We start from the raw sequence: 24196 nt of genomic DNA on the forward strand, positions 1-24196 counted from the left end.
GAGGGACCGCCATGACGCTCGATCCAAACTTCGCGGCCCTGCTTGCCGAGCAGAAGAACCAGGCCGAGGCGAACCCGCTGCCGCCCATCGACCAGCTGCCGCCGGCCATGGTGCGCGCCGGCTACCAGGCGCAGCGGGTGGCGCAGAACCAGGGCGCGCCCAAGGACGTGGCCACGCGGGACTTCACCGTCCCCGGACCACACGGCGACATCCCCGTACGCCTCTACGAACCGGCCGGTGTGGCCGCGCCGTCCGGCCTGCTGGTCTACTTCCACGGCGGCGGCTGGGTGATCGGCGACCTGGAGACCCACGACGGCCACTGCCGCCGGCTCGCCGCCTTCGCGGGTTGCCGGGTCATGGCGGTCGACTACCGCCTCGCGCCCGAGCACCCCTTCCCGAAGCCGCACGACGACGCCCTGGCGGCGACGACCTGGGCGTTCGACCATGCCGGCGAGATCGGCGCCGACCCCAGCCGCATCGCCGTCGGCGGCGACAGTGCGGGCGGCAACCTGGCGGCCTCGGTGGCGCTGGACCTCAAGGGCGACCCGCAGCGCAGGCTGGCCTTCCAGCTGCTGCTCTATCCGGTGACCACGACCAAGTGGGAGACGGAGTCCCGGAAGACCCACGACGGCCCCACGCTCACCTTCGAGGTGATGCGCTGGTTCGAGAAGCTGCTGGGCGGGCACGGGCACGAGCAGGTCCACAGGCTCTCGGTCGGCGACGTCGACGACCTCGCCGGCGCCCCGCCGGCTCTGGTGGTCACCGCCGGCCACGACTGCCTGAAGGACGAGGGCTTCGCCTACGCCGAGAAGCTGAAGGCTGCCGGCGTTGCGGCCGAGCACGTCGAGTACCCGGCCCTGCCGCACGATTTCTACATCATGGGCGACGTCTCGCCGGCGGTGACGGACGCCGCGCGCGAGACCGCCGCGAAGCTCAAGGCCGCTCTGGGCTGAGCTGCGGCCCACGGCGGGCCTGGGACCAGGCGAGCACCGCCATCCCCGCGGATGCCGATAGCAGGGAGCCTGCGATAACGCCCACGCGGACCTGGGTCTGCGCCGCGGCGTCCGCGCCTGGGAAGGCAAGCTCGCCGATGAACAGGCTCATGGTGAAGCCGATGCCGCAGAGTAGGGACACCCCGTAGAGCTCGATCCACTTCGCCCCGGTCGGGCGTCGCGCCAGCTTCAGGACGATCATCAGGGCCGCGGCGCCGAAGACGCCGATCTGCTTGCCCAGGAACAGGCCCAGGGCGACGCCCAGCGCCACCGGCCCGAACACGTCCGCGAGCCGCAGCTCCCCGAGCGAGAACCCGGCCGCGGAGAACGCGAACAGCGGCAGGATCAGGAACGCAACGTAGGGATGGAGGCTCTCCATGAAGTCCTCCAGCACGCCCGGCTTGTGCGGCTTGCGCGGCTCCAGAGGGATGGTCATGGCCGCCGCGACCCCGGCTAGCGAGGTCGATATCCCGGACTTGAGGGTGAAGGCCCAGACAAGGGCGAAGCCCACGGCGTAGAACAGGTAGGGCGCCTTCCGCCACCGGCCGAGCAAGGCCATGAGCCCGAGCGCCGCCAGTGCGCCGCCGACCGGCGCCAGGCGCAGATCGTCGGTGAACAGCACGCCGATCATGGCGACGGCGGCGATGTCGTCGACGATGGCCAGCGTCAGCAGGAAGATCCGCAAAGTGGGCGGCAGGCGTCGGCCGACCATGGCCAGAGCCGCGAGGGCAAATGCGATATCTGTGGCCGTCGGCGTGGGCCAGCCGGCGGCCGCGGAACCTGACCCTGCGAACATCAGGTAGATCGCCGCAGGCGCGACGACGCCCCCCAGCGCGGCCACGATCGGCAACGCGAGGCGCCGCGGGTTCGACAGCTCGCCCCGGCGGACCTCGTATTTGATCTCCAGGCCAACGACGAAGAAGAAGATCGCCATCAGGCCTTCCTTGATCCAATCCAGGACCGAGTGCGTCTCGGCGAAGCCGCCGAGCTGCACGGTGAAGGGCGCGCCGATGAAGCCGAAGTAGGCGTGCGACCAGGCGGAGTTCGCCAGCAGCACCCCCAGCGCCGCCGCGGCCGCCAGGATCAGCCCCGAGGCGGCTTCGGTCTTGAGGAAGTCGAGCGTGATGCGCTTGGCCATGACCGTCGGTTAGCACGCAAGGTGAGCACAATCGACGTCACCACTGCTGGACGTCTAAGGTGGCCGCCGCCCGGCAAGAGGCGGTGGAGGGACGAGATGAGACTGAAGCAGCCGCGCATTGCACCGCTCAGCGACGACCAGCTGACCTCCGAACAGGCCGAGGCGCTGGACGCCTTCCGTCCGGGACCGGTGCTCAACATCTTCCGCACCCTGGCCCATGCACCCAAGGCGCTCAGCCGCTTCAACCAGTGGGGCGGCTACATCCTCTCGCGGCGCAATGATCTGCCCGCCCGCGAACGCGAGATCGTCATCCTGCGCACCGGCTTCCTGTGCAAGTCGGGCTACGAGTGGACCCAGCACCACCGCATCGGCCTGCGCGAGGGCCTCACCGAGGACGAGATCGCCCGCATCAAGCAGGGCCCGGACGCGGGCTGGAGCCCGGCCGACGCGGTCCTGATCCGCGCCTCGGACGAGCTGCACGCCGACCAGTTCATCACCGACGCCACCTGGGCGGAGCTGAAGGCGCACTTCTCCGAGAAGCAGTGCATGGACGTGGTGTTCACCGCCGCCCAGTACACCCAGGTGTCGATGTTCCTGAACACCTTCGGGGTGCAGCTCGACGAGGGCCAGACCCTCGATCCGGACCTCAAGGGCTACTGAGGTGGCCGGCAGGCTGGAGGGGAAGGCCGCGGTCATCGTGGGCGCCGGCCAGACGCCGGGCTCGACGTTGGGCAACGGGCGGGCCATGGCCCTCCTGTTCGCCCGCGAGGGCGCCCAGGTCCTCTGCGTCGACCGCCATGGCCCGCGCGCGGAAGAAACCGCCGCCATGATCGCGCGTGAGGGCGGCCGCGCGACGCACCTCGAGGCCGACGTCGTGAGGGCCGCCGACTGTGCGGCCATCGTCGCGGAGGCGCAGGCGCGGATGGGCCGGCTCGACATCCTCGTCAACAACGTCGGCATCGGCGGGGGCGACGGGCCGGCCCACAAGCTGGAGGAGGACGCCTTCGACCGCATTCTGGCGGTCAACCTCAAGGGCATGTGGCTGACCATCAGGGCGGCATTGCCCATCATGCGCGAGCAGGGGGGCGGGGCGATCGTCAACATCTCGTCCCTGGCCTCGATCGCCGGTGGAATCCAGCTCGCCTACGAGGTCTCCAAGGCCGGCGTGAACCGGCTGACCACCAGCGTCGCCCAGTCGAACGCCCGCTATGCTGTGCGCTGCAACGCCATCATCATGGGCTTCCTCGACACCCCCATGGCCGTGGCCGGGATCGCTCGCGCCAGCGGCCGCAGCGAGGACGAGGTCCGCGCCGAGCGGGACGCCCGCGTGCCGCTGGGCGGCAAGATGGGCACGGCCTGGGACACCGCCTATGCCGCCCTGTTCCTCGCCTCCAACGAGGCGAAGTTCATCACCGGCGCCATCCTGCCGGTCGACGGCGGCATGGGCGTGCGGATCGGCTGAAACTCCAGCGGCATCTACTCTCGATTTTGCGGGCCTTGCTCACGCACGCCTCCTAAACAGCGCGCCATGAAGATTGCGATGAGAACCCTCACCCTCACCGTCGCACTGCTGTCGCTGGCCAGCCCGGCCCTGGCGGCGGCGCCCGGGGCGGACGCACCCAGCCTGTTGGGGGCGCCCGTCGAGTTCTACCTGTTCGGACTGACCCTGCTGGGCGTCGCTGTCCTGCACCACCGTCCGCTGACAGTGGCGCTCACCGGGCTGGCGGTGATCCTCGGCTATCAGTCGGTGGTCAGTGGCTTCCCGACGGGCTTGGGCCTTGGCGCGCTGGGCCTGCACCTGCAGCACGAGTGGGTCATCCTCACGAACCTGCTCCTCCTGCTCGTCGGTTTCGAGGTGCTCTCCAACCAGTTCGAGCAGTCGAACCTGCCCGACCACCTGCCGAGCATACTCCCCGACAACTGGACGGGCGGCGTGGCCCTGCTGGCCATCGTCTTCGTGATGTCGGCCTTCCTCGACAACATCGCCGCGGCCGTCATCGGCGGGGTGATGGCCCGGCACGTCTACAAGGGACGGGTGAGCATCGGCTTCCTCGCCGCCCTGGTCGGCTCGGCGAATGCCGGCGGCGCCGGCAGCGTCATCGGCGACACCACGACCACGATCATGTGGCTCAACGGGGTCTCTCCGCTCGCGGTCCTACCGGCCTACGCCGCCGCGGTCCCGGCGTTCCTGATCCTGGCGCTCGCCGGCGCATGGTCGCAGCAGCGCTACCAGCCGATCCTGGCGCATGACGAGCCGGGCCACGCCATCCAGTGGCGGCGCGTGGTGATCGTGGTGTTCATCCTGATCTGCGCCGTCATCGCCAACGTGACCGCGAACACGCTGAGCGAGGGCGAAGAGATCGCGCCGTGGCTGGGCCTGGCGGTCTGGGCGGCGATCCTGCTCACCGCCTTGGTCGCGAAGCCGGACTGGTCCGTGACGCGTCCGGCGTTCAAAGGCGCCGTGTTCCTGGTGGCGCTCGTCGCCTCCGCCTCGCTGATGCCGGTGAACGCCCTGCCGCCGGCCTCCTGGGTCTCGGCGCTGGGACTGGGCGTCCTGTCGTCCGTGTTCGACAACATCCCGCTCACCGCTCTGGCGCTCGAGCAGGGGGGCTACGACTGGGGGCTGCTGGCCTACGCCGTGGGCTTCGGCGGCTCGATGGTCTGGTTCGGCTCCTCGGCCGGCGTCGCCATCACCAACCTCTTTCCGGAAGGCCGCTCCGTGTTCTCCTGGCTCAGGCAGGGATGGTTCGTGCCGCTCGCCTACGTCGTCGGCTTCTTCGTGATGCTGGGCCTGCTGGGGTGGAACCCCTCAGCGGGCGGAGGCGGCTCCGCCCACTGAGGCCCCGCCCTCAGTTGCCGCCTTCACCCTGCAGATCCGCGACCGGGTCCGACGTGGGGACGCGGCCCTGCCGTTCGAGCTCGCGCGCGCCGGCGAGGATGCCTTCCAGCCCGTAGTTCCCCTCGTGGCAGGCGTATTCGTAGATCGGCCCGCGCGTGGCGTTCATCGCCACCTCGCCGGTGAACGGTCGGGTGTAGGTCGAGGGGTCTTCCACCGTGAACCGATAGAGGATCTGGTTCGGGTTGATGCGGGTGAAGCGCTCGATGACCTTCTGGGTCGCGCCGTTGGCGCCGCGGTAGCCCTGCTCCGGCCGGAAGTTGATCGTCTCGACAACCAGGGTGTCGCCTTCCCACCGCCCCACGCTGTCGCCCATCCAGCGGCGGATCTTGTCCGGATCGTGCTTGTCGTTCAGCCGGATGACGCGGACGTCGTGGACCATCTCCACCTGGATCGCGACCTGATCCTTGGTCTGCACGATCTGGTAGGTGTTGTTGTAGAGCAGCGGCAGCATCGGCGGCCCGGCGCTGGAGCCGAACGACATGATGCAGCGCTCGCCCAGCGAGCGGCTCTCCGGGCCGTCGAAGGCGCGCGGGTTGTTGCGGCCCATCCGCTGCGCCGTGCGCTGGCGCGCCGCCTCGGTCATCGGCGGCAGCTTGCCGTTGGGCGGATCGACGATGATCGACGACCGCGGCTGGCCGTTGATGCGGGTGATCTTGGTGCCGGGGTCGGTCCAGAAGCTGTTGTAGCCGCAGTCGGTGCCGCGGAAGCCGCGGCCGCAGTCCACCGGCAGGTCGGTGACCTTGGCGTTCGGATTGGAGGGCTTCAGCGCGTCCGCGTTCTGCTGGGCCGTCGCGCCCTCCAGCTTGGCGACTTCGGACTCCGGCAGGACGAGGTCCTTGTACTCCGCCGGCCGCTCCAGCGGCGTGATCGTGGCGTTGGTCCAGACGCCCTGCAGGTCGGGCTGGCCGAAGGCGTTGCGGGGCGCCTTGTACGACGAGGCCGCCGGCGCGGACTGCGCCAGGGCGGCGTCCGGCGCGGCGGCAAGCGCCACCGCCGCGGCGGCCATGATGAGCGCGAGCTTCGATGTCCTCACGGTATGCTCCTCCAGAATGGCGAGCGCTCGTTGCACGGCGCTCGTCTCGGAAGGGAGGTTACCGCCGCCGGCCCTTGCGCGCAAAGGCGGCGGCCGTCCCGTCCAAAGCACGAAGCCGCGAGGGCAGGAGCTCGCCGCGCGATTGCAGCAGCGGGTAGGCCGAGCCTTCCACCAGGTGCGAGTTGATGCGCTTCAGGTCGCGCAGGGCGTCCAGGTGCAGCGAGCTGGTGTCGACCGTGTTGCGGTTGCCCGAGCGCAGCCGCTGGAAGTGGGCGTCCACCGCCTCCGTCTCGAAGGCGCGGAAAGCCTCTTTCTCGGCCACCAGCACGCGGGCGGCCTTCTCGTCACCGCTGACGAAGACCTGGGCCGCCAGCCGGACGTTGGCCGCCAGCCGCTCGGCCAGCCGGACAAGATCGGCCTCGCCCTCCGGCGAGAACGAGACGCCGCGCTTAAGCTTGCGGCTGGCGACCGACAGCAGGTTGCGGTCCACCAGGTCGCCGGCGTGCTCCATGTTGGTGGCGAAGGTCAGGATTTCGGCCATGCGCTGGTGGTCGGCGTCGGTCATGCCAGCCGGCGGGATCGAGATGACATAGGCCTTGATGGCGCTGTTCAGCCGGTCGAGGACGTCGTCCATCTCCTTCACCGCGTCGATGGCCGACTTCTTGGCGCTGTGCAGAGCCTCCTTCAGCCCCTTCAGCATCTCCTCCAGGGTGTCCGCCATCCGCAGCGCCTCGCGGGTGGCCGCGGCGAGCGCCAGGGCCGGCGTGTCACGCGCCTCGGGGTCCAGGTACACGGGCGACCCGGGCTCGGCCTCTCCGGGCTTCTCCGGCAGCATGCGCGCGATCAGCCTCGCATAGGTGCGGATCCACGGCAGGAAGGCCAGGGCCAGGGCCAGGTTGAACAGAGTGTGGAAATTGGCCAGCGCGCGCGCCGGCGAGGGGCCCAGGCGCTCGACCCAGGGCGCGAAGAACGGGAACAGGCCCATCACCAGAGCCAGGCCGGCGAGGCGGTTCAGGAGGTTGCCTAGCGGCACCCGCTGGCCTTTGCGGTCAGACCAGCTGGCGCCTTCCAGCAGCGGGTTGATGGCGGCGCCCAGGTTGGCGCCCAGCACCAGCGCCACGCTGGTCTCCACCGGCACCACGCCCTTGGCGGCCAGCGACATGGCCAGCAGCACGGTCACGACGCTGGAGTGGGCCGCCCAGGTCAGCACCGCGGCCACCACGATGGCGAGCGGCGTGTAGTTGCCGATCTCGGCCAGCGCCGCCTGGCTGCGGGGATCGGCCACCACGGGCTCGAGCAGGGCCAGGAACGAGTGCAGCGCCGTCAGCACCAGGCCGAGCCCGATCAGCACGCGTCCGAAATCATGCGGCGCGTCCTGGGCGCGGCGGAACAGCACCACGCCGGCCAGCACCAGGAGCGGCGCCGCGACCGCCACGTTGAACGACAGCACCTGCACCACAAGCGTCGTGCCGACGTTGGCGCCTAGCATCACGGCCAGGGCCGGGGCTAGCTGCACGAGGCCGCCGGCCTGGAACGAGGTCAGCATCATCGCCGTCGCCGTGCTGGACTGCATGGCGACGGTCACGCCGGCGCCCGCCGCGAACGCCGACATGCGGTGTCGGATGGCGCCTTCCAGCAGGTTCTTCAGCTTCGCGCCGAAGGTGCGCTGCACCCCGGTCTGCACCATGTGCACGCCCCACAGGAGCAGGGCGGCGAAGCCGGCGAGCTGCAGCAGGATCAGGGCGAGGTCTATGGCGGTGCGCCTCCGTACGTGCCGATTAGATTGCGCCCACGGGGCTTACCGCAAGGTTCAAGGGACGAAGCGCTTGAGGATCGCCGCCAGCTCCGGCTCGGCCACGCGCGCGGCGGCCTCCGTCGGGCTGGTCCAGAGGCGCTCGCGCTCGTCCATCTCGGGCCAGGCGTCGGCGATGTCGGTGACCTCCAGCGCGAAGACGGTCACCGCCATCGGCTGGGCGCGATCGTTCTTCCACTTGTCGTAGCCGTAGAGCCCGAGCGGCCGCTGTTCCATGCGCCCGCGCACGCCGCCCTCCTCCCAGGCCTCCTGGGCGGCCGTGCCGACGGCGTCGCGGTCGGCCATCGGCCAGCCCTTGGGGATCACCCAGCGCTTCGTCTCTCGCGAAGTGATCAGCAGCACCTCCACCGCTCCGTCCCCCGCCCGCCGCCAGGGCAGGGCGGCGAACTGTGCGTAGGCCTTGGCCGGCTTGTCCTTCTTCCCCATGGCCGCAGCTTTCCCCGGGAACGGCGAGTCCGTCCAGCTTGCTCCCGGCGGAGGGACGGCCCATCTGGCGCGGATGCCCGTCGCCGCCGCCTATCATCCTGACCCCAAGTTCCCCGAGCTCGGTGCGGAGTTCGCCGATCCGGTGCAGGCCGAGGAGTTCCCGCAGACGCTGCTGCGCTACCGCAACGACCGGGCGGCGGCGACCGTCGGCCTGGAGACGCTCACCGACCAGGAATGGGTCGCCCACTTCGGCCGCTTCGAGCCCCTGCCGGGCAACATCGACCCGCCGCTGGCGCAGCGCTACCACGGCCACCAGTTCCGGGTTTACAACCCCGAGCTCGGCGACGGCCGCGGCTTCGTCTTCGCCCAGATGCGCGAGGCCGGCACGGATCGGCTCCTGGACCTCGGGACCAAGGGCTCGGGCCGCACGCCGTGGTCGCGCTCCGGCGATGGCCGGCTGACGCTGAAGGGCGGCGTGCGCGAGGTGCTGGCCACCGCCATGCTGGAGGCGCTCGGCGTCCCCACCTCCCGCTCCTTCTCGCTGGTGGAGACCGGGGAGGAGCTGGTGCGCGGCGACGAGCCCAGCCCGACGCGCTCCTCGGTGCTCGTGCGGCTGAGCCACAGCCACATCCGGTTCGGCACGTTCCAGCGCCACGCCTTCTTCGAGCGGGGCGACCGGGTCACGACCCTGACCGAGCACGTGATTGCCCACTACTACCCGAATCTCGAAGGCGCCGACGACAAGCCCGCGGCCCTGCTGGGCGCGGTCGTCGCCCGGATGGCCCGGCTGACCGCCCGCTGGATGGCGGCGGGCTTCGTCCACGGGGTGCTCAACACCGACAACATGAGCCTGACGGGCGAGAGCTTCGACTACGGGCCCTACCGCTTCCTGCCGCACTCCAATCCGAATTTCACGGCCGCCTATTTTGACCACGCCGGTCTGTATTCCTTCGGACGGCAGCCGGAGGCGGTGTTCTGGAACCTGCAGCAGCTGGCCGGCTGCCTCTCCCTCGTGACCGAGACGGAGCCGCTGATCGAGGCGCTCAACCAGTTCGGGTCCGCTTACCGGCGCGAGCTGGTCGCGGCGATGCTCGACCGCCTGGGCCTGAGGCCGCTCGGGGACGAGGAAGCCGACGCGGCCTTCGTGCAGTCGATGTTCAAGGCCCTGGCCGAGGGCGGCGAGCGGCTGCGCTGGGAGCCCTTCTTCTTCGACTGGTTCTGCAAGTCGGAAGCCCGGGCGCTGAACGGCGGGCGGGCGGAACTCTACGCCGAGCCGGCGTTCGGTGAATTCCGAGAGCGGCTGGCGGCCTACACGCCGGATCGACCCGAGCGGCTGGAGGACCCGTATTTCTCGGCGACCGAGCCCGAGGAGCTGCTCTACGACGAGATCGAGGCCATTTGGACGCCCATCGCCGAGGCCGACGACTGGGAGCCCTTCGAGGCCAAGCTCGCCAAGCTCGAGGCGGCGCGCACCGCCTGGGGGCTGCCCGCGCAAGGAACCTGAGCCGTTTGGCGCCGGTTGGCTTGCCATGAGCCCGTTCCTGCGATGGCTGGTCGCCTATCCGCTGCCGCTGCTGTTCATCGCAGCGGTCTTCACGCTGATGGACTGACCTCGGCCTTCGCCCGCGAGGCGCCTTGCGCCAGCACGACGCCGGCGAGGCACACCGCCGCCCCCAGCGCCTGGATCGGACCGATCGCCTCGGCGAACAGGATCCAGCCCAGGTAGCCGGCCACCACAGGCTGCACGAGCACGACGACCGAGGCCGTGGAGGTCGGGAGCCGGCCCATGGCCCAGGCGATGGAGCCCTGGCCTGCCACGTGCATGAGCCCCAGGCCGATGCAGGCCGCCCAGCCGGCGGCGCTGGCGGGGATGATCTGCTCGCGCAGCACCAGCGCCCCCAGCAGCACCAGCGGCAGGCCCACGGCGCTCGACCAGAACATCAACCGGCTGGCGCCCTCGTTCTTCCGCCCCTCGCCGATCGCCACGAGGTAGAGCGCGTACCAGAGCGCAGTGGTGGCGGAGAGAGCATTGCCGAGCGGCGGGTCGATGCCGGGGCCGCCGCCCTTCTCCGCCGCCATCAGCGTCGCCCCGGTGATCGCCACGGCCACGGCGACCAGGAACAGTCCCCGCGGCCGCTGCTTGAGGAAGATCCAGGCGAAGGCGGTGACCACCACCGGCGTCAGGTTGGAGAGCACCGTGGCGTTGGTCACCGAGGTGTACTTGATCCCGTAGTGCCAGAAGCCCAGGTCGAGGGCGAACATCACGCCGGCCAGGGCCGCGACCTTCGACGGCCGTCCCAGCGGCCCGGAGGTGCGCACCGTCATCACAGCGAGGAGCGGCAAGGCGAACAGCAGCCGCCAGAAGCCGGCCGAGGCCGGTCCGGTGTCGGTGAGCCGCACCAGGATCGGCGACAGCCCGATCACGCAGGCGCCGAAGACCAGCACCGCCACCGCCTGCCAGCGGTGGGCGGCGGGCGCAGGCGCCGCTGCCTCAGCCAAAACCCAGCTCCTTCCGAATCCCGTCCGCCGTCATACCCCGCGCGCGCAGTTCGCGCAGCGTCTCGGCCCGGTCGCGCTTGGCGAACCGCTTCCCGTCAGGCCCCGCCAGCAGCCGGTGGTGCCGGTACGCCGGCGTCGCCAGGCCCAGCAGCGCCTGCAGGAGCCGCTGCACGTGGGTCGCCTCGAACAGGTCCTCCCCGCGGATCACGTGGGTGATCCCCTGGCCCGCGTCGTCGACCACGACGGCCAGGTGGTAGGCCACGCCCACGTCCTTGCGCGCCAGCACCACGTCGCCGCCGAGCTCGGGCCGCGCCTGGACCTCGCCGCGCGCCTCGTCGTCGAAGGTGAGCGCCCCGAACCCGCCCAGCGTCCGCTCCGCCGCCTCCAGCGACAGCCGCCAGGCGAAGGGCTCTCCGGCCGCCAGCTTCTGCGCCTCCTCGTGCGCCGGCAGAGGCTGGCCGCGAAACACCTCCATGGTCCCGTGCGGCGCCCGGCCGATCTCCTCGCCGATCTCCCGGCGCGTCCGGAAGCAGCGGTAGAGCAGGCCGCGCTCGGCCAGCTCGCGCAGCGCACGCGCGTAGTCCTCCATGTGCTCGGACTGGCGTCGCACCGGCTCCTCCCAGCTCAATCCCAGCCAGGCGAGGTCCTCGAAGATGGCGGCGTCGTATTCCGGCCGGCAGCGGGTCCGGTCGATGTCCTCGATGCGCAGGATGAAGCGGCCGTGGGCTTCACGGGCGGCCTCGTAGGCCGTGAGCGCGGAGAAGGCGTGGCCGCGGTGCAGGTAGCCGGTGGGCGAGGGGGCGAAGCGGGTGACGAAGGCGGTCACCCGGCGCGGTCTAGCACTCGCGCTGGGGGCTCGGGAACAGGCCCATGTGGTTGAAGACCGCGCGCAGGAAGTTGTTCTCGCCGCCGACCGCGTCCTTCAGGTGGTCGAATTGCTTGAAGCCGCGCATCTCGGCCAGGCCATGGGCCGCGCACCAGGCCGCCACGGTGGCGAGCTCCAGGTCGGTGGCCGCGGTCGGGTCGGCGCCCGCTTCCACCAGGGTGTTGCGGACCTTGCAGTAGGCGCTGTCCTCGCCGTTCTGCATGGTCTCCGGCAGGGCCTCCTTGTCGCGGGCCGTGTCGTACATCACCCGGTAGAGCGCCGGGTTGTCGCGGGCGAAGCAGACGTAGGCGACTCCCAGCCCGGTCATGGCCTCGCGGATCGACGGCGCCTCGGCCTTGGCGCGGGCCAGCGCCTCGTCCAGCTTCTGCCAGCCTTCCTGGGCCACGGCGTCGAGCAACTCGCCCTTGTCCTTGAAGTGGTGGTACGGGGCCGCGGGGCTGACGCCCGCCTCGCGGGCCACCGCCCGCAGCGACAACGCCGTGGGCCCCTCTGATTCCAGCAGCCGCCGGGCCGCCTCGATCAACCCGCGGCGCAGGTCGCCGTGGTGGTAGGGCCGGGCTTCAGCGGTGCTGTGAGATTCTCTCATCGACCCTCACCATAAATCTCGATCTGGACGCCGTAAAGATATCTTGACGCTGCTCAAATCGGCGTTATCTTAGCGTTGTTCAAATAACAAACGTCCCCGCTCCCCCGGGGTTCAAACTCAAAGGTGTGTGTCATGACTCTCGCAGGTCTTTCCAAGTTCGAACGGGTTTTCGATCGCCTCGCGCCGGCGTTCTTGCTGGGTCTGGGCCTGACGATCTCGTTCGCCGTGGCCGTCATCGGCGGCTGATCTCCCCGCTCTCCCGCCGATAGGAGAAGGGGCCCCTCAGCGGGCCCCTTTTTCGTCGTCCCCGATCCCGCCCCGGGTTGTTAGCGCGGCTCACAGTCCAGCTTAGAATCCGTCGTTCGCGACGGAGCTTCGCCATTCCCACATGAGGCTGGGGCGGGACAGCGGAGCTGCTTCCAGCGAGCCTTACGGCCCTTGCAGAAATGCATAACGGTACAGCGTAAATAACTATCTAGACACTGATCAGATGCGTGCTATCTAAACAGTGTCCAGACGGACAGCGGCTCCGGATCCCCCGGGGCCCCAATCAAGAAGGAACAAGACCATGTCGGCCATCTTCAATCGCCTGCTCGACATCAGCGCCTCCTACCTGATCGTGGCCCTGGGCCTCACGATCGCGGGCGCCACCGCCGTCGTCGGCGCGTAATCCGGATGCGATGCCGGTAAGCCTCGCCCGCACAACAATACCGCGGGCGAGGCGCACGGCGCTTCCATGGAGAAGTCGCCGAATCTCCGTTATGCTTCCTCTCGCAGCGCCTGACGCTGGCGCGTATCGCGATAGAGGGCTCGGTCTTCAGTCCACAAGCGAACGACATAGTCTCCCGCGGGAGGTCCGACGATGCAGGTGCTTAGCCACCCGCCGTCCGGCTGGCCTGCCCTGGTGCTGAACGCGGATTTCCGGCCGCTCAGCTACTACCCCCTGTCGCTCTGGCCCTGGCAGGAAGTGATCAAGGCGGTCTTCCTGGACCGCGTGGACGTGGTGTCCACCTACGATCAGGTCGTCCACTCCCCCTCTTTCGAGATGCGCCTGCCGAGCGTCGTGTCGCTCAAGCACTATGTGGCGCAGGACCGGCCGCCGGCCTTCACCCGCTTCAACCTGTTCCTCCGCGACGCTTTCACGTGCCAGTACTGCACCGCCTCGGAGGAACTCACCTTCGACCACGTCATCCCCCGCTCGCGCGGGGGGCGCACCACGTGGGAGAACATCGTCACCGCCTGCGCCCCCTGCAACCTGTCGAAGGGGGGGCGCACCCCGGCCGAGGCGCACATGCATCCGCGCCACAAACCCCGCCGGCCGACGGCCTTCGAGCTGCAGGAACGCGGCCGTCGCTTCCCGCCACACCACCTGCACGAATCCTGGCTCGATTACCTCTACTGGGACATCGAACTGGAAGCATAATCGTCGGTGACTGACGATCACAGCGCTGCCGTGGCTTGGCGAAAGGGACCCTCTGGCTCTGAGGACCCTGCTGGCGCGCTCGGCGCGGCTCTGTTCTACGCGCCGGTCGTCAAGCGGATGCCCATCATCCGCGGCCGCTGACCGGGCCTGCTCGGCCGAGCCGGGAACCCACATTTCTTAAGCGAAAACGGGGAACGAACCTGTGCGCTCGATCCTTGGTGCCCTTGTCGGGGGAACGGGGAGTCATGCGCATGAGCCTAGCCGAACCCACCACCGCAAAGCCCGATGGGAAGGGGAGCTTCTTCTCCAAATTGCCGTCGCAGGCGACGGACACCTTCGACCGCGTGGCCAGGGGATCGCGCGAAGCTTTCGAGCGCATTGCGCGGCAGCCTCACCCGAGGCTCACGCTGGGCAAGGACAGGGACGTGGTGATCCACACCGATCGGGTGCGCGCCAAGCCGGCGATCAGCCCGACGCTGTCCATGAACATCGGCGCAAATGCGGTGCTGCTGGGCATCTGGGGAACGCTGTTTCCCGGCCATGTGAAGAAGACGCTGGGCATCAAGGCGCCGGAGCCGGTGGTGCAGGCGGTGTTCGGCGCCCGTGAGCTGTGGACCGGCTTCACCCTGGCCGGCGACCCCACCAAAAGCGAGGTGCTGTGGGCCCGCGTGGCCGGCGACGTCTTCGACATCGTCGCCCTGAAGGCCCTCGACAACCGCCACAACCCGAAGCGTGGGACCGCCCGCGCCGCGCTCGGCTTCGTGCTCTTCGTCACCGCCCTCGACGTGATCGCCGCCTCGCGGATGACCAACGTCAAGCGCAACTGCCTCTAGGAGGAAGCCCCATGAAAGCGATCTGCTGGCAGGGCAAGAAGGACCTCCGCTGCGAGGAGGTGCCGGACCCGATCATCGAGGATCCCAAGGACGCCATTATCCGGGTCACCTCGACCTGCATCTGCGGCTCCGACTTGCACCTGATGAACGGCTTCGTGCCCGGCATGTGCCTGGGCGACGTCCTGGGCCACGAGCCCATGGGCGAGGTGGTCGAGGTGGGGCCCGAGGCCAAGGCCCGCGGCCTCAACGTGGGCGACCGGGTCATCGTGCCGTTCCAGATGATCTGCGGCGAGTGCGAGCAGTGCCAGAAGCAGAACTACTCGGTCTGCCAGCGCACCAACCGCAACGCGGCGCTCGCCAAGCGGATGTTCGGCGACACCACCGCCGGTCTGTTCGGCTACTCGGCGCTCACCGGCAGCTACGCGGGCGGCCAGGCCGAATACCTGCGCGTGCCCTTCGCCGCCACGACGGTGGTGAAGATCCCGCAGACGGGCGAGGACGAGCGCTACATCTTCCTCACCGACATCCTGCCCACCGGCTGGCAGGCGGCCGTGCAGGCCGACATCCAGCCGGACGACACCGTGGCGGTGTGGGGGTGCGGCCCGGTCGGCCTCTTCGCCATCCACTCGGCGATCGTCCTGGGCGCGAAGCGGGTGATCGCCATCGACGACGTGCCAGAGCGGCTGGCCCTCGCCGCCCGCGTCGGGGCCGAGGTGCTCGACCGCTCGCAGGTCAATGTCCTGAAGTACCTGAAGGACACCACCGACGGCCACGGGCCTGAGAAGTGCATCGACGCCGTCGGCATCGAGGCGCACGGACCCACAGCGGTCTTCGAGCTGATGGAGCGGGTGCAGACCGCCTTCAAGCTCGAGACCGAACGGCCGGTGGCGCTGCGCGAGGCGATCATGGCCTGCAAGGCGGCCGGCACCGTCTCGATCCCCGGCGTCTACGGCGGGATGTCCAACAGCTTCCCGGCCGGCGCCATGATGAACAAGGGCCTGACCATCAGGACCGGCCAGACCCACGTGAAGCGCTGGACCGACGACCTGCTGCGCCGGATCGACGAGGGTCAGATCGATTCCAAGCTGCCGCTCACACACATCGAGCCGCTCGGCCGCGGACCGGAGATGTACAAGAAGTTCCGCGACAAGCAGGACGGCTGCATCAAGGTGATCCTGAAACCGTAAGGCCTCAGCGCGTCTTGCCGAGTTCTGCGGCGATGTCCTTCGTCAGGCGGCCCACCTTGCGGTGGGCCGCCGTGATCTGGTCGCGGGTCACGCCCCATCGCTTCATCCAGTATTCGACCGCCTTGCGTTCGGAGAGGTCGAGCCGGTCCTTGTCGATGAAGCCGCGCTTGTCCTTCAGGCCGGCCATGGCGTCGTCTCCCCCGTTCGCGGGCAGCCTAGGGAGCTTCCTTGCGCCTGGAAAGGCCGGCGCCTAGGGTCGGCGCCTGCTCCACCCGAAGGACCTTCGATGCTCCGATCCTTGAGCGTGCGCGTGCTGATCGCGCTCGTCGCCGGACTGGCCCTGGGCGCCGCCGGGGCGGCCTACGGCGGCGGCGGCGTGAAGGCGCTGATCGAGGGCGTGGAGTCGGTGGGCTCGCTATGGCTCAACACGCTGCGCATGACCGTCGTGCCGCTGCTCTTCGCGGTGCTGGTGGTCGGCATCGCCGGTGTCGCCGATGCGGCGGCGACCGGACGTCTGGCGCTGAAGGCGCTGGCCTGGTTCTTCGGCCTGCTGCTGATCGGCTGCGCCTGGACGATCTTCTTCAACAACAGCCTCTATGCGCTGTGGCCGGTGGACCCCACGGGCGCCATGGCGCTGAGGGCCGGCGCGCCGCCCCCGCCACCCGAAGTGACCGCCACCCCGAGCTTTGCCCAGTTCCTGCAGGCGCTCGCGCCCACCAACCCGATCCACGCGGCGGCGGAGGACGCCATCCTGCCGCTGGTGGTGTTCGCCGGCTTCTTCGCCTTCGCCGTCACGCGCTTGCCGGAGGTGAAGCGGCTGTCGCTGATCCAGCTCTTCGAATCCATTGCCGACGCCATGGTGGTCATCGTGCGCTGGGTGCTGTGGGCCGCGCCGGTCGGCGTGTTCGCGCTGGGCCTGGGCGTGGGCTTGCGGGCCGGCGCCGGCGCGGTCGGGGTGATCGCCCACTACATAGTCACGGTGGTCCTGGCGCAGGTTGGCATCATCATCTTGGCCAACCTCGTCGCGCTCGTCGTCGGCCGGGTGCCGCCGGGTCTGTGGTTCCGCGCGTTCGCGCCGGTGGGGGTGGCCGCCTTCGCCACCCAGTCCTCCATCGCGTGCCTCCCGGCGATGATCGAGCAGAGCCGCGACCAGCTGCGGGTGCCCGACCGGGTCACCGGCCTGGTGCTGCCGCTGGCGGTCTCGGTCTTCAAGATGACGAGCCCCGTCGCCAACCTGGGCGTGGCGATATTCGTGGCCCAGGTCTACGGGATCGATCCGACGCCGCTGCAGTACGCCGCCGCGGTGATCATCGCGCTCGCCGTCAGCGTGGCGTCCGTAGGGCTTCCGGGCCAGGTCTCGTTCTTCATGAGCACCGGCCCGATCTGCCTGGCGCTCGGCCTGCCGCTGGACCTGCTGCCGATTCTCATCGCGGTGGAGGTGATCCCGGACATCTTCCGCACGGTCGGCAACGTCACCGGGGACATGGCCGTGACCGCGGTGCTCGGCCGAGACCCGGCAGAGGCCGAGGTGGACGCGGCCTGACGGGATCGGGCAAGGTCCGCTGCCATGGCCAACGAACCCTTCTTCCGCATCGAGAACGGCCTCTACCAGCCCACCGACGCGAGCCGCGGACCGTGGGACCCCAAGTCCCTGCACGGGCGGGTCATTGCGGGCCTGCTAGGCGCAGAGCTCGAGCGGCTGCACGGCGACCCGGACTTCATCCCGGCGCGGCTCACCGTCGACATGTACCGTCTGCCGGACCTGTCGCCCGTGGAGGTGACCACCCGCATCGTGCGCGAAGGCCGGCGCATCAAGGTGGTCGACGCCGAGTTCATCTCAGGCGGGGTCAGCGCCGGGCGCGCCACCTGCCAGTTCCTGCGCCGCACGGAGAACCCCGAAGGCAACGTCTGGAAGCCGGAGCCCTGGAACGTGCCCAAGCCGGCCGACATCCCGCCGCCCACGGACCCCCGCGCCGGCATGGGCGGCATGTGGGCCATGCGCCGGATCGAGGGCGACTTCGGAACGGTGGGGAAGAAGAAGACCTGGATGGCCGAGGTGCGCGAACTGGTGGAGGGCCGGGCGCTGACGCCCTTCGTCCGCGTCGCCGTCTCGGCCGACTTCGCCAGCCCCTTCGCGAACGCCGGGGACCAGGGGCTGAAGTACATCAATTCCGACGTCACCGTGTACCTGCACCGCGAGCCCGTCGGCGAGTGGATCGGCTACGAGGTGATCAACCACGGCTCGACCGCGGGCGTTGGGATCGGCGAGTGCTTCCTCTACGACGAGGAAGGCCCGATCGGCTCGGCGTCCTGCTGCGCGCTCGCCCAGCAGAGGCGGATCTAGGGAGGTGGGGATGAAGCTCTTCAAGCTGCTTGCCGCGGCGTTTGCGGCGATCCTGCTGGCGGCGCCGCTGCCCGCTGTGGCCAACGCCCTGGACGACTACGTCGCCAAGGCCGATCCGGCATTTGGCTGGAAGGTGGTGGGCCCGATCTCCGGCCCCGGCTATCGCGGCGCCGTCCTGGAGATGACGTCCCAGCGCTGGTCCACCGAGACCCTTCTGCCGGGCCAGGACCTCTGGAAGCACTGGGTGACGGTGATCGTCCCCGAGGACGTCCGGCACGACAAGGCGTTCCTCTACATCACCGGCGGCGACAAGGGCGATCCCGCGCCGACCAAGGCCGTCGACCGCTTCGCGAAGCTGGCGGTGGAGACGAAGTCGGTGGTGGTGCAGCTGGACGACGTCCCCAACCAGCCCCTGCGCTTCTCCGACGAGCCGCAGGACCACGTCGAGGACCAGATCATCGCCTACCTGCAGGCGCGCTACGCCAAGACCCAGGACCCGAAGCAGCTCTTGCGCCTTCCCATGGTGAAGTCCGGGACCCAGGCGATGACCGCGGTGCAGCAGTACATGGCCTCCGAGGCCGGCGGTAAGCGCCGGATCAACGGCTTCGTGGTGGCCGGCGGCTCCAAGCGCGGCTGGACCACCTGGCTGGTCGGCGCCGTCGACCGGCGCGTGGTCGGCATCGTGCCGATCGTCATCAGCGTGCTCAACGTCGAGCAGACCGCCATCCACCACTGGCGGGCCATGGGCTACTTCTCGCCGGCGCTGGAGGACTACGTCCACTACCGGCTGATCCCCGACATGATCGGCAAGCCTGGCCTGGCCGGCGTGAACCGGATCGAGGACCCGATCAACTACCAGAACCGTCAGACCATGAAGATCCCGAAGTACGTGATCAATGCGGTCGGCGACGAGTACTTCCCGCCCGACAACACCCGCTACGGCTACTACAAGGTGGCCCCGCCGAAGCGGCTGCGCATGTTGCCCAACTCCAAGCACTCCACCAGCGGCACCGACATCATGGAGAGCATCACCGCCTTCCACGACGCTGTGCTCACCAAGCGGCCGATCCCGGACTTCCAGTGGGGCGTGCGCAAGTCCGACGGCGCCATCGTCGTACGCTCGAAGGTCAAGCCGCTGGAGGTGAACCTCTGGCAGGGGACCAACCCCAAGGCCCGCGACTTCCGCGTCGATACGCTCGGGCCAAAAGCCTTCACCTCGACGCGACTGACCCAGCAGAGGGACGGCAGCTGGGTCGCCAACGTCCCGCAGCCGAAGACCGGCTTCACGGCCTACTTCGCCGAAGTCGTCTACCCAAGCGGGACCAGGTACCCGTTCAAGTTCACCACCGAGGTCTATGTAAAGCCCGACGTGCTCCCCTACCGCTGGGAGGACGCCAAGCCGGTCACCAAGCCGGAGGCCACCGACTAGGCTAAAGGGGAGGCATGTTCGACCCCGTCGCCCGCCCCGAGGTCCAGGCGCTGCGCGTCTCGCAAATCCGCGAGGTGGCCAACGCCGGCCTGGGCCGCGAGGACATCCTGGCCTTCTGGTTCGGCGAGTCGGACCAGCCGACGCCGGCCTTCATCCGCCAAGCCGCGGCGCAGGCCCTGACCGACGGCCGCACCTGGTACACCCACAACCTCGGCCGGCCCGACCTGCGCGAGGCGCTGAGCGGCTACCTCACCCGCCTGCACGGCGTCCCGGTCGGCGTCGAGCGGCTGGCCATCACCAACTCCGGCGTCAGCGCCCTGATGATCGCCGCCCAGGCGGTGGTCTCGCCGGGCGATCGCGTCGTGGTGGTCGCCCCCGTCTGGCCCAACGTGCCGGAGATCCCGCGCATCCTGTCGGGCGACGTGGAGACGGTCCCGCTGGTCTCCGACCAGGGCCGCTGGCGCCTCGACGTCGACCGGCTGATCGACGCGCTCACCCCCGACACCCGCGCCCTCTTCCTCAACTCCCCGAGCAACCCCACCGGCTGGACCCTGCCGGCGGAGGACCGCCAGCCGATCCTGGACCACTGCCGCAGGCACGGCATCTGGCTGGTCGCCGACGACGTCTACGAGCGGCTGACCTTCGGCCCCGGCGCGTCCGCGCCGTCCTTCCTGCCGCTCCACCAGCCGGGCGACCGGCTGATCAGCACCAACAGCTTCTCCAAGGCCTGGCGGATGACTGGCTGGCGGCTGGGCTGGATGGTCATGCCGCCGGAACTGGTCCGCTCGGCCGGCGTGCTCCTGGAGTACAACACCTCCTGCGCGCCCGATTTCGTGCAGGCGGGGGCGGTCGTCGCCCTCCACGACGGCGAGGCGGAGGTCGCCGCCCTTCGCGCCGAGCTCACCGCGGCGAAGGACCAGGTGCTGGGCGCCCTGCGCCAGATGCCGGGCGTCGAGGCTCCGGAGCCCGACGGCGGCATGTACGCCTTCTTCCGCGTCGCCGGCTGCACGGACTCCGTCGCCTTCGCCAAGCAGCTCATCGCCGACGCGGGCCTCGGCCTCGCGCCCGGCTCGGCCTTCGGCGAGGAAGGCGAGGGCTGGCTGCGCTGGTGCTTCGCCGCGCGTCCGGAGAAGAACGCCGCGGGCCTGGAGCGGCTGGCGCGGTACCTGGGCTAGCCCCGCCGCGCGGAGGCCATCACCTGCTCCACCTCGGGGAGGGTGGCGGCGAAGTAGTGCTCCTTCGGCGCCAGGTAGAGGATCACGTAGAGCTTGCCGCCGGCTTCGGCGACGCTCGCGGTGCCTGCCATGTCGAGCCCCTCGGCCGTCTGGGCCGAGATGTCGAACCGCACGCCGTCGGCGCCCACGAACTTCGTCGGCCGCAGGTTGGAGGTCTCCACCCGCTGGTAGTCCAGCGCGGCCACGCTGTCGGCCACGAACTCCACCAGCTCCGTCGCCGCCATGTTGGCGCGGTAGGTCGGGGTCGGCCGCTCCCGCTTCGCCGGCTTCACCAGGAACTGGCCCGGCGCCAGACCGTCGGTCAGGTACAGCCGGTTGAGCAGCGGCCCGTCGATCGAAAGCAGCCGCACGTTCTTCGGCCGCCCGGTCATGATGTTGGAGATGTCCGACCACTCGCGGCCCAGGTTCACCTGGTAGCCCTGTCCGACTGCGAAGGTCCCCTGGGGCGCCGAGGTGACGGTGGCGCAGGCGGCGAGCGCCAGCGCGAGCGCGCCGATGACGACGCTGCGGAGCATGGCCTTCATGGGATCAGCTCTCCTGAACGGTCTTGAGGCTGGATTCCACGATCCAGCGGTCCTGCGCCTGCGGGGCGCGGTCGAGGTAGGTCTGGAAGGCCTGGCGCGCCGCGGCCTTGTCGCCCGCCTTGCGCGCGGCCTCGCCCAGCTCGCGCCAGGCGGCCACCGGGACGTCGGCGCTGGCCACGGCCCGCTTGTAGGCCTCCAGCGCCTTGGCCCCGTCGCCCTCGCTGCGGCGCTGGCGGTAGGCCTCGCCGCGGTAGAATTCCAGCACGCCCATGTCCTCGCCCAGCTTCGACAGCCGGTCGATGACATAGAGGCTCTGGCCGTAATCGCGCCGGCGCAGGTCGTCCTTCAGCCAGGCGGCCAGGTGCGGCCGGATCACCGCGCGGTACTTCTTCTCCGCCGCCACGTCGCGGGCGGTGTCGCCGCCGCCCATCGCCTGCAGGGCGGCGACGCGCTCGGCGGTGATCGGGTGGGTGCGGAAGATGCTGGCGCGGGCCTCGGAGTTGCGGGTCTTCGGAAAGTCCGACGAGCGCGTCTCGGCGATCACGTCGCTCCACATGGCCGCGCCGGCGCCCTTGGCGTATCCCGCCTTGGTGGCGCGGCCGTAGCCCAGGGTGTCGGCCTCGCCTTCCTGCTCGCGGTTGTAGCTCATCAGCGAGGCGATCGCGCCGAGGTAGACGAGGTCGCTGACCAGCGAGCCGCCGCCGGTGGCGATGCCCAGACCCATGCCCAGGATCATCCCCGCCGTCGCCGTCTGCTTGGTCTGGCGGTAGCGCTCGAGGGTGTGGCTGCGGGCGAAGTGGGTCACCTCGTGGGCCAGCACGAAGGCCAGCTCGTCCTCGGTGGCCGCCCGCAGCAGCAGACCGGAGTTTACGTCGACGTAGCCGTTGGGCGCGGCCGAGGCGTTCAGCTCCGGCCGGTCCAGCACATAGAGCCGCATCTCGCCGCAGTACTCGGTGGCGACCTTGCACAGCACCGTCTTCACGAAGGCGTTCAGCTGCGGGTCCTTGTTGACCTCGGCCGACGCCTTCACGTGGTTCTCCATCTGGTCCGACATGTCCCAGAGGCCGCCTTCGACGGAGCTCACCGCCGGGCGGATCTGCGCCTCGCGCAGCTTCGGCTGGGCCTGGGCGAGCGCCGGCTGGGCGGTCGAAGCCAGCAGCGCCGCGGCGGCCGCGGCGGTCAGGATCCGCCGCAGCGTCACAGGGGCGCTCCGGTCATCAGCTTGCCGACCAGGGCGCGGGCGCCTTCCGGCGTACGCATGTCGTCCGAGGCGCCGGCCGTCGCCATGTTGAACCACACCACCCGTCCCGAGCGCAGGTCGACCAGCGAGGCGAACACCGTCTGACCGCCCAGCGGGATCCCCACGCCCAGCGCCGCCATGCCGATGAACATCGCCTTGCGCCCGCCGCTGGAATAGGAGCCGCGGCCGTTGACGAAGAGGGCGTAGTCCGCCCCGCGCGCCTCGCGCACCACGTTCGTGCCCTCGCCCAGGGTCCAGTCGAAGGTCCCCTTCTTGGTGGGCAGGTTGATGACCCCATAGTTGAACGCCATGATCGATTGGCCGACCGCCTCGTGTAGGCGGATCAGCTGGCCCTCCCGGCCCGCCATGGCCTGGGTCGGGTCGAGCAGCTCGGACGGGCGGCTCTTGGCGCGCAGCTCCGACTCGATCGCCTGGGTGATGTTGGTCCGCGCCTGCTGGCTCCAGTCGGCGCGCGCCTCCTGCAGGCCGGCGGCGGTGAGCAGCGACAGCTGCACGTCGGGCTGCATCAGCAGCACCTTGCTGTTCGGCGCCGGGGCGCTGATCGCCGTCGGCGCGGCCATGCGGGTGCTCGTGGTGGTGCCGCAAGCGGCCAGCAGGGCGCAGGCTGCGATCGCAAGAAGAAGCCGCATAGGTGGTCCCCCGCAGAACGTGGTGATCCAGTCAAACCGGTCCGCCTAAAGACGGCAAGCCTCGCGTGCAAGCGTGGCTGGATGCGATCGTCCCGCGGCAAATTGGCGTGAATTCAAGTCCTTAAGGTCAAGGTTGGTCATTTGAGGGGCATCGGAACGGCTCAGCCTCCCTGCGGTTCAATCCGCACGGGAGAGCCAGATGAAGATCCATCACCTGAACTGCGGGACGGACTGTCCCTTCGGGGGCGCCGTCTTCGACGGGCGCAGTAAGGGCCCGCTGGGCCACCTGGTCTGCCACTGCCTGCTGATCGAGACCGACAGCTCCGGCCTGGTGCTGGTCGACACCGGCTACGGCATGCGCGACGTGCGCGATCCCTTCCCGCGCCTCAGCCGTCCGTTCGCGGCCATGCTGAACATCCGGCTTCGGGAGCAGGAGACGGCGCTCAGGCAGGTCGAGGCGCTGGGCTACTCCGCCCGCGACGTGCGCCACATCGTGATCACCCACCTGGACTTCGACCACGCCGGCGGACTGGAGGACTTCCCCGAGGCCACCGTCCACCTGACGAGCACGGAGCTGAACGCCTTCCACCAGCTGCGCGACGGCTTCGTCGCGAAGAACCGCTATCGCCCGATGCAGCTCGACGACGTGCGCCACTGGCGGACCTACGATCCCCAGGGCGAGCCCTGGTTCGGTTTCGAGGCGGTGCGCCAGCTCGACGGCCTGCCGCCCGAGGTGCTGCTGATCCCGCTGAAAGGCCACACCTGGGGCCACGCCGGGGTGGCGGTGGACACCGGGGCCGGCTGGCTGCTGCATGCCGGCGACGCCTACTTCTACCGGGGCGAGGTCCGCCGCCCCGACCGCAGGTGCACGCCCGGGCTGCGGGCCTACCAGACCATGATGGAGGTCGACCGCGCCTCGAGGCTGGAGAACCAGCGCCGCCTGCGCGAGCTCTCCCTCGACGCCTCGGCCGCCGTGAAGCTGGTCTGCGCGCACGACGTGGTCGAGCTGGAAGCCGCCCAGGCCGGACGCCTGCTGTAACCCCCGCCTTTGCGAGGACG

General features: G+C 69.8%; 24 protein-coding genes. 13 read left to right on the forward strand and 11 right to left on the reverse strand.

The features are described from left to right. The first annotated feature begins 11 nt into the window (after positions 1-11). Entirely contained in the window at positions 12-953 is a 942-nt protein-coding gene (locus VIL76_RS17650; RefSeq protein WP_332046353.1) for an alpha/beta hydrolase, read from the forward strand. Here the strand turns inward: VIL76_RS17650 and nhaA are convergent. Beyond that, positions 934-2130, reverse strand: coding sequence for a Na+/H+ antiporter NhaA (gene nhaA / locus VIL76_RS17655; protein ID WP_332046354.1), 1197 nt, complete (start codon positions 2128-2130; stop codon positions 934-936). The two genes, VIL76_RS17650 and nhaA, sit on opposite strands and share 20 nt — an antisense overlap. 96 nt (positions 2131-2226) lie before the next feature. Here nhaA and VIL76_RS17660 point away from each other — a divergent pair, with 96 nt between their 5' ends. The 3 genes from VIL76_RS17660 (at position 2227) to VIL76_RS17670 (ending at position 4969) form a co-directional block, all read left to right on the forward strand. After that, the gene (locus VIL76_RS17660; protein WP_332046355.1) at positions 2227-2790 is read left to right on the forward strand and encodes a carboxymuconolactone decarboxylase family protein; all 564 of its coding nucleotides are present in this window, start codon (positions 2227-2229) and stop codon (positions 2788-2790) included. 1 nt (position 2791) lies between these two features. Next, on the forward strand, positions 2792-3592 hold the full coding sequence (locus VIL76_RS17665; protein WP_332046356.1) for an SDR family NAD(P)-dependent oxidoreductase: 801 nt from the start codon (positions 2792-2794) through the stop codon (positions 3590-3592). A gap of 78 nt (positions 3593-3670) precedes the next feature. Beyond that, on the forward strand, positions 3671-4969 hold the full coding sequence (locus VIL76_RS17670; RefSeq protein ID WP_332046357.1) for a hypothetical protein: 1299 nt from the start codon (positions 3671-3673) through the stop codon (positions 4967-4969). A 10-nt stretch (positions 4970-4979) separates the two neighbouring features. Here the strand turns inward: VIL76_RS17670 and VIL76_RS17675 are convergent, their stop codons facing one another. From VIL76_RS17675 to VIL76_RS17685, 3 genes are read right to left on the reverse strand one after another with little or no spacing between them, the layout of a single operon-like run. Beyond that, positions 4980-6062 (reverse strand): hypothetical protein, encoded by a 1083-nt coding sequence (locus VIL76_RS17675; RefSeq protein WP_332046358.1) that lies wholly within the window; start codon positions 6060-6062, stop codon positions 4980-4982. A 58-nt stretch (positions 6063-6120) separates the two neighbouring features. After that, positions 6121-7815, reverse strand: a complete 1695-nt coding sequence (locus VIL76_RS17680; RefSeq protein ID WP_332046519.1) for a Na/Pi cotransporter family protein — start codon at positions 7813-7815, stop codon at positions 6121-6123. Positions 7816-7872: 57 nt separating this feature from the next. Beyond that, complete coding sequence (locus VIL76_RS17685) at positions 7873-8301, reverse strand: NUDIX hydrolase (protein WP_332046359.1); 429 nt, start codon at positions 8299-8301, stop codon at positions 7873-7875. Between the two features lie 73 nt (positions 8302-8374). Between VIL76_RS17685 and VIL76_RS17690 the strand changes: the two genes are divergently transcribed. Further along, on the forward strand, positions 8375-9805 hold the full coding sequence (locus tag VIL76_RS17690; RefSeq protein WP_332046360.1) for a protein adenylyltransferase SelO: 1431 nt from the start codon (positions 8375-8377) through the stop codon (positions 9803-9805). Between the two features lie 89 nt (positions 9806-9894). Here VIL76_RS17690 and VIL76_RS17695 read toward each other — a convergent pair whose 3' ends face one another. The 3 genes from VIL76_RS17695 to VIL76_RS17705 are packed head-to-tail and all read right to left on the reverse strand — an operon-like array spanning position 9895 to position 12272. After that, entirely contained in the window at positions 9895-10800 is a 906-nt protein-coding gene (locus VIL76_RS17695) for a DMT family transporter (protein WP_332046361.1), read from the reverse strand. After that, positions 10793-11626: a tRNA glutamyl-Q(34) synthetase GluQRS gene (gene gluQRS / locus VIL76_RS17700; RefSeq protein ID WP_332046362.1), complete on the reverse strand. Its 834-nt coding sequence runs from the start codon at positions 11624-11626 to the stop codon at positions 10793-10795. Before gluQRS ends, VIL76_RS17695 begins: the two co-directional genes overlap by 8 nt. 10 nt (positions 11627-11636) lie before the next feature. After that, a complete protein-coding gene (locus VIL76_RS17705) occupies positions 11637-12272 on the reverse strand; it encodes a TetR/AcrR family transcriptional regulator (RefSeq protein WP_332046363.1) in 636 nt (211 codons plus the stop codon). Between the two features lie 862 nt (positions 12273-13134). On the opposite strand from VIL76_RS17705, the gene VIL76_RS17710 reads away from it, so the two are divergent. From VIL76_RS17710 to VIL76_RS17720, 3 genes are all read left to right on the forward strand, one after another. After that, the gene (locus VIL76_RS17710) at positions 13135-13695 is read left to right on the forward strand and encodes an HNH endonuclease (protein ID WP_332046364.1); all 561 of its coding nucleotides are present in this window, start codon (positions 13135-13137) and stop codon (positions 13693-13695) included. 251 nt (positions 13696-13946) lie between these two features. Further along, on the forward strand, positions 13947-14528 hold the full coding sequence (locus VIL76_RS17715; RefSeq protein ID WP_332046365.1) for a hypothetical protein: 582 nt from the start codon (positions 13947-13949) through the stop codon (positions 14526-14528). An 11-nt stretch (positions 14529-14539) separates the two neighbouring features. Then, complete coding sequence (locus VIL76_RS17720; RefSeq protein ID WP_332046366.1) at positions 14540-15715, forward strand: zinc-dependent alcohol dehydrogenase; 1176 nt, start codon at positions 14540-14542, stop codon at positions 15713-15715. A gap of 4 nt (positions 15716-15719) precedes the next feature. Here the strand turns inward: VIL76_RS17720 and VIL76_RS17725 are convergent, their stop codons facing one another. Continuing rightward, positions 15720-15902, reverse strand: a complete 183-nt coding sequence (locus tag VIL76_RS17725) for a DUF3606 domain-containing protein (protein WP_332046367.1) — start codon at positions 15900-15902, stop codon at positions 15720-15722. A 99-nt stretch (positions 15903-16001) separates the two neighbouring features. On the opposite strand from VIL76_RS17725, the gene VIL76_RS17730 reads away from it, so the two are divergent. Genes VIL76_RS17730 through VIL76_RS17745 form a run of 4 tightly spaced genes read left to right on the forward strand, consistent with a single transcriptional unit; the run spans position 16002 to position 20663 of the window. Further along, positions 16002-17258 (forward strand): dicarboxylate/amino acid:cation symporter, encoded by a 1257-nt coding sequence (locus VIL76_RS17730; protein WP_332046368.1) that lies wholly within the window; start codon positions 16002-16004, stop codon positions 17256-17258. A 24-nt stretch (positions 17259-17282) separates the two neighbouring features. Then, positions 17283-18059 (forward strand): thioesterase family protein, encoded by a 777-nt coding sequence (locus VIL76_RS17735; RefSeq protein WP_332046369.1) that lies wholly within the window; start codon positions 17283-17285, stop codon positions 18057-18059. Positions 18060-18069: 10 nt separating this feature from the next. After that, positions 18070-19488, forward strand: coding sequence for a PhoPQ-activated protein PqaA family protein (locus VIL76_RS17740; RefSeq protein WP_332046370.1), 1419 nt, complete (start codon positions 18070-18072; stop codon positions 19486-19488). A 14-nt stretch (positions 19489-19502) separates the two neighbouring features. Then, the gene (locus tag VIL76_RS17745) at positions 19503-20663 is read left to right on the forward strand and encodes a pyridoxal phosphate-dependent aminotransferase (protein ID WP_332046371.1); all 1161 of its coding nucleotides are present in this window, start codon (positions 19503-19505) and stop codon (positions 20661-20663) included. Here VIL76_RS17745 and VIL76_RS17750 read toward each other — a convergent pair. From VIL76_RS17750 to VIL76_RS17760, 3 genes are read right to left on the reverse strand one after another with little or no spacing between them, the layout of a single operon-like run. Further along, positions 20660-21247 (reverse strand): hypothetical protein, encoded by a 588-nt coding sequence (locus VIL76_RS17750; RefSeq protein WP_332046372.1) that lies wholly within the window; start codon positions 21245-21247, stop codon positions 20660-20662. The genes VIL76_RS17745 and VIL76_RS17750 overlap by 4 nt on opposite strands. A 4-nt stretch (positions 21248-21251) precedes the next feature. Beyond that, positions 21252-22448 carry a M48 family metalloprotease gene (locus tag VIL76_RS17755; protein WP_332046373.1) on the reverse strand — a complete coding sequence of 399 codons (1197 nt, stop codon included), beginning with the start codon at positions 22446-22448 and terminating at the stop codon, positions 21252-21254. Next, positions 22445-23137: a hypothetical protein gene (locus tag VIL76_RS17760; protein WP_332046374.1), complete on the reverse strand. Its 693-nt coding sequence runs from the start codon at positions 23135-23137 to the stop codon at positions 22445-22447. The genes VIL76_RS17755 and VIL76_RS17760 overlap by 4 nt, the downstream gene beginning before the upstream one ends. Before the next feature lie 199 nt (positions 23138-23336). Between VIL76_RS17760 and VIL76_RS17765 the strand changes: the two genes are divergently transcribed. Then, on the forward strand, positions 23337-24176 hold the full coding sequence (locus VIL76_RS17765; RefSeq protein ID WP_332046375.1) for an MBL fold metallo-hydrolase: 840 nt from the start codon (positions 23337-23339) through the stop codon (positions 24174-24176). The last annotated feature ends 20 nt before the right edge of the window (positions 24177-24196 follow it).

The organism is Phenylobacterium sp., assembly GCF_036563285.1.
Taxonomy (GTDB): domain Bacteria; phylum Pseudomonadota; class Alphaproteobacteria; order Caulobacterales; family Caulobacteraceae; genus Phenylobacterium.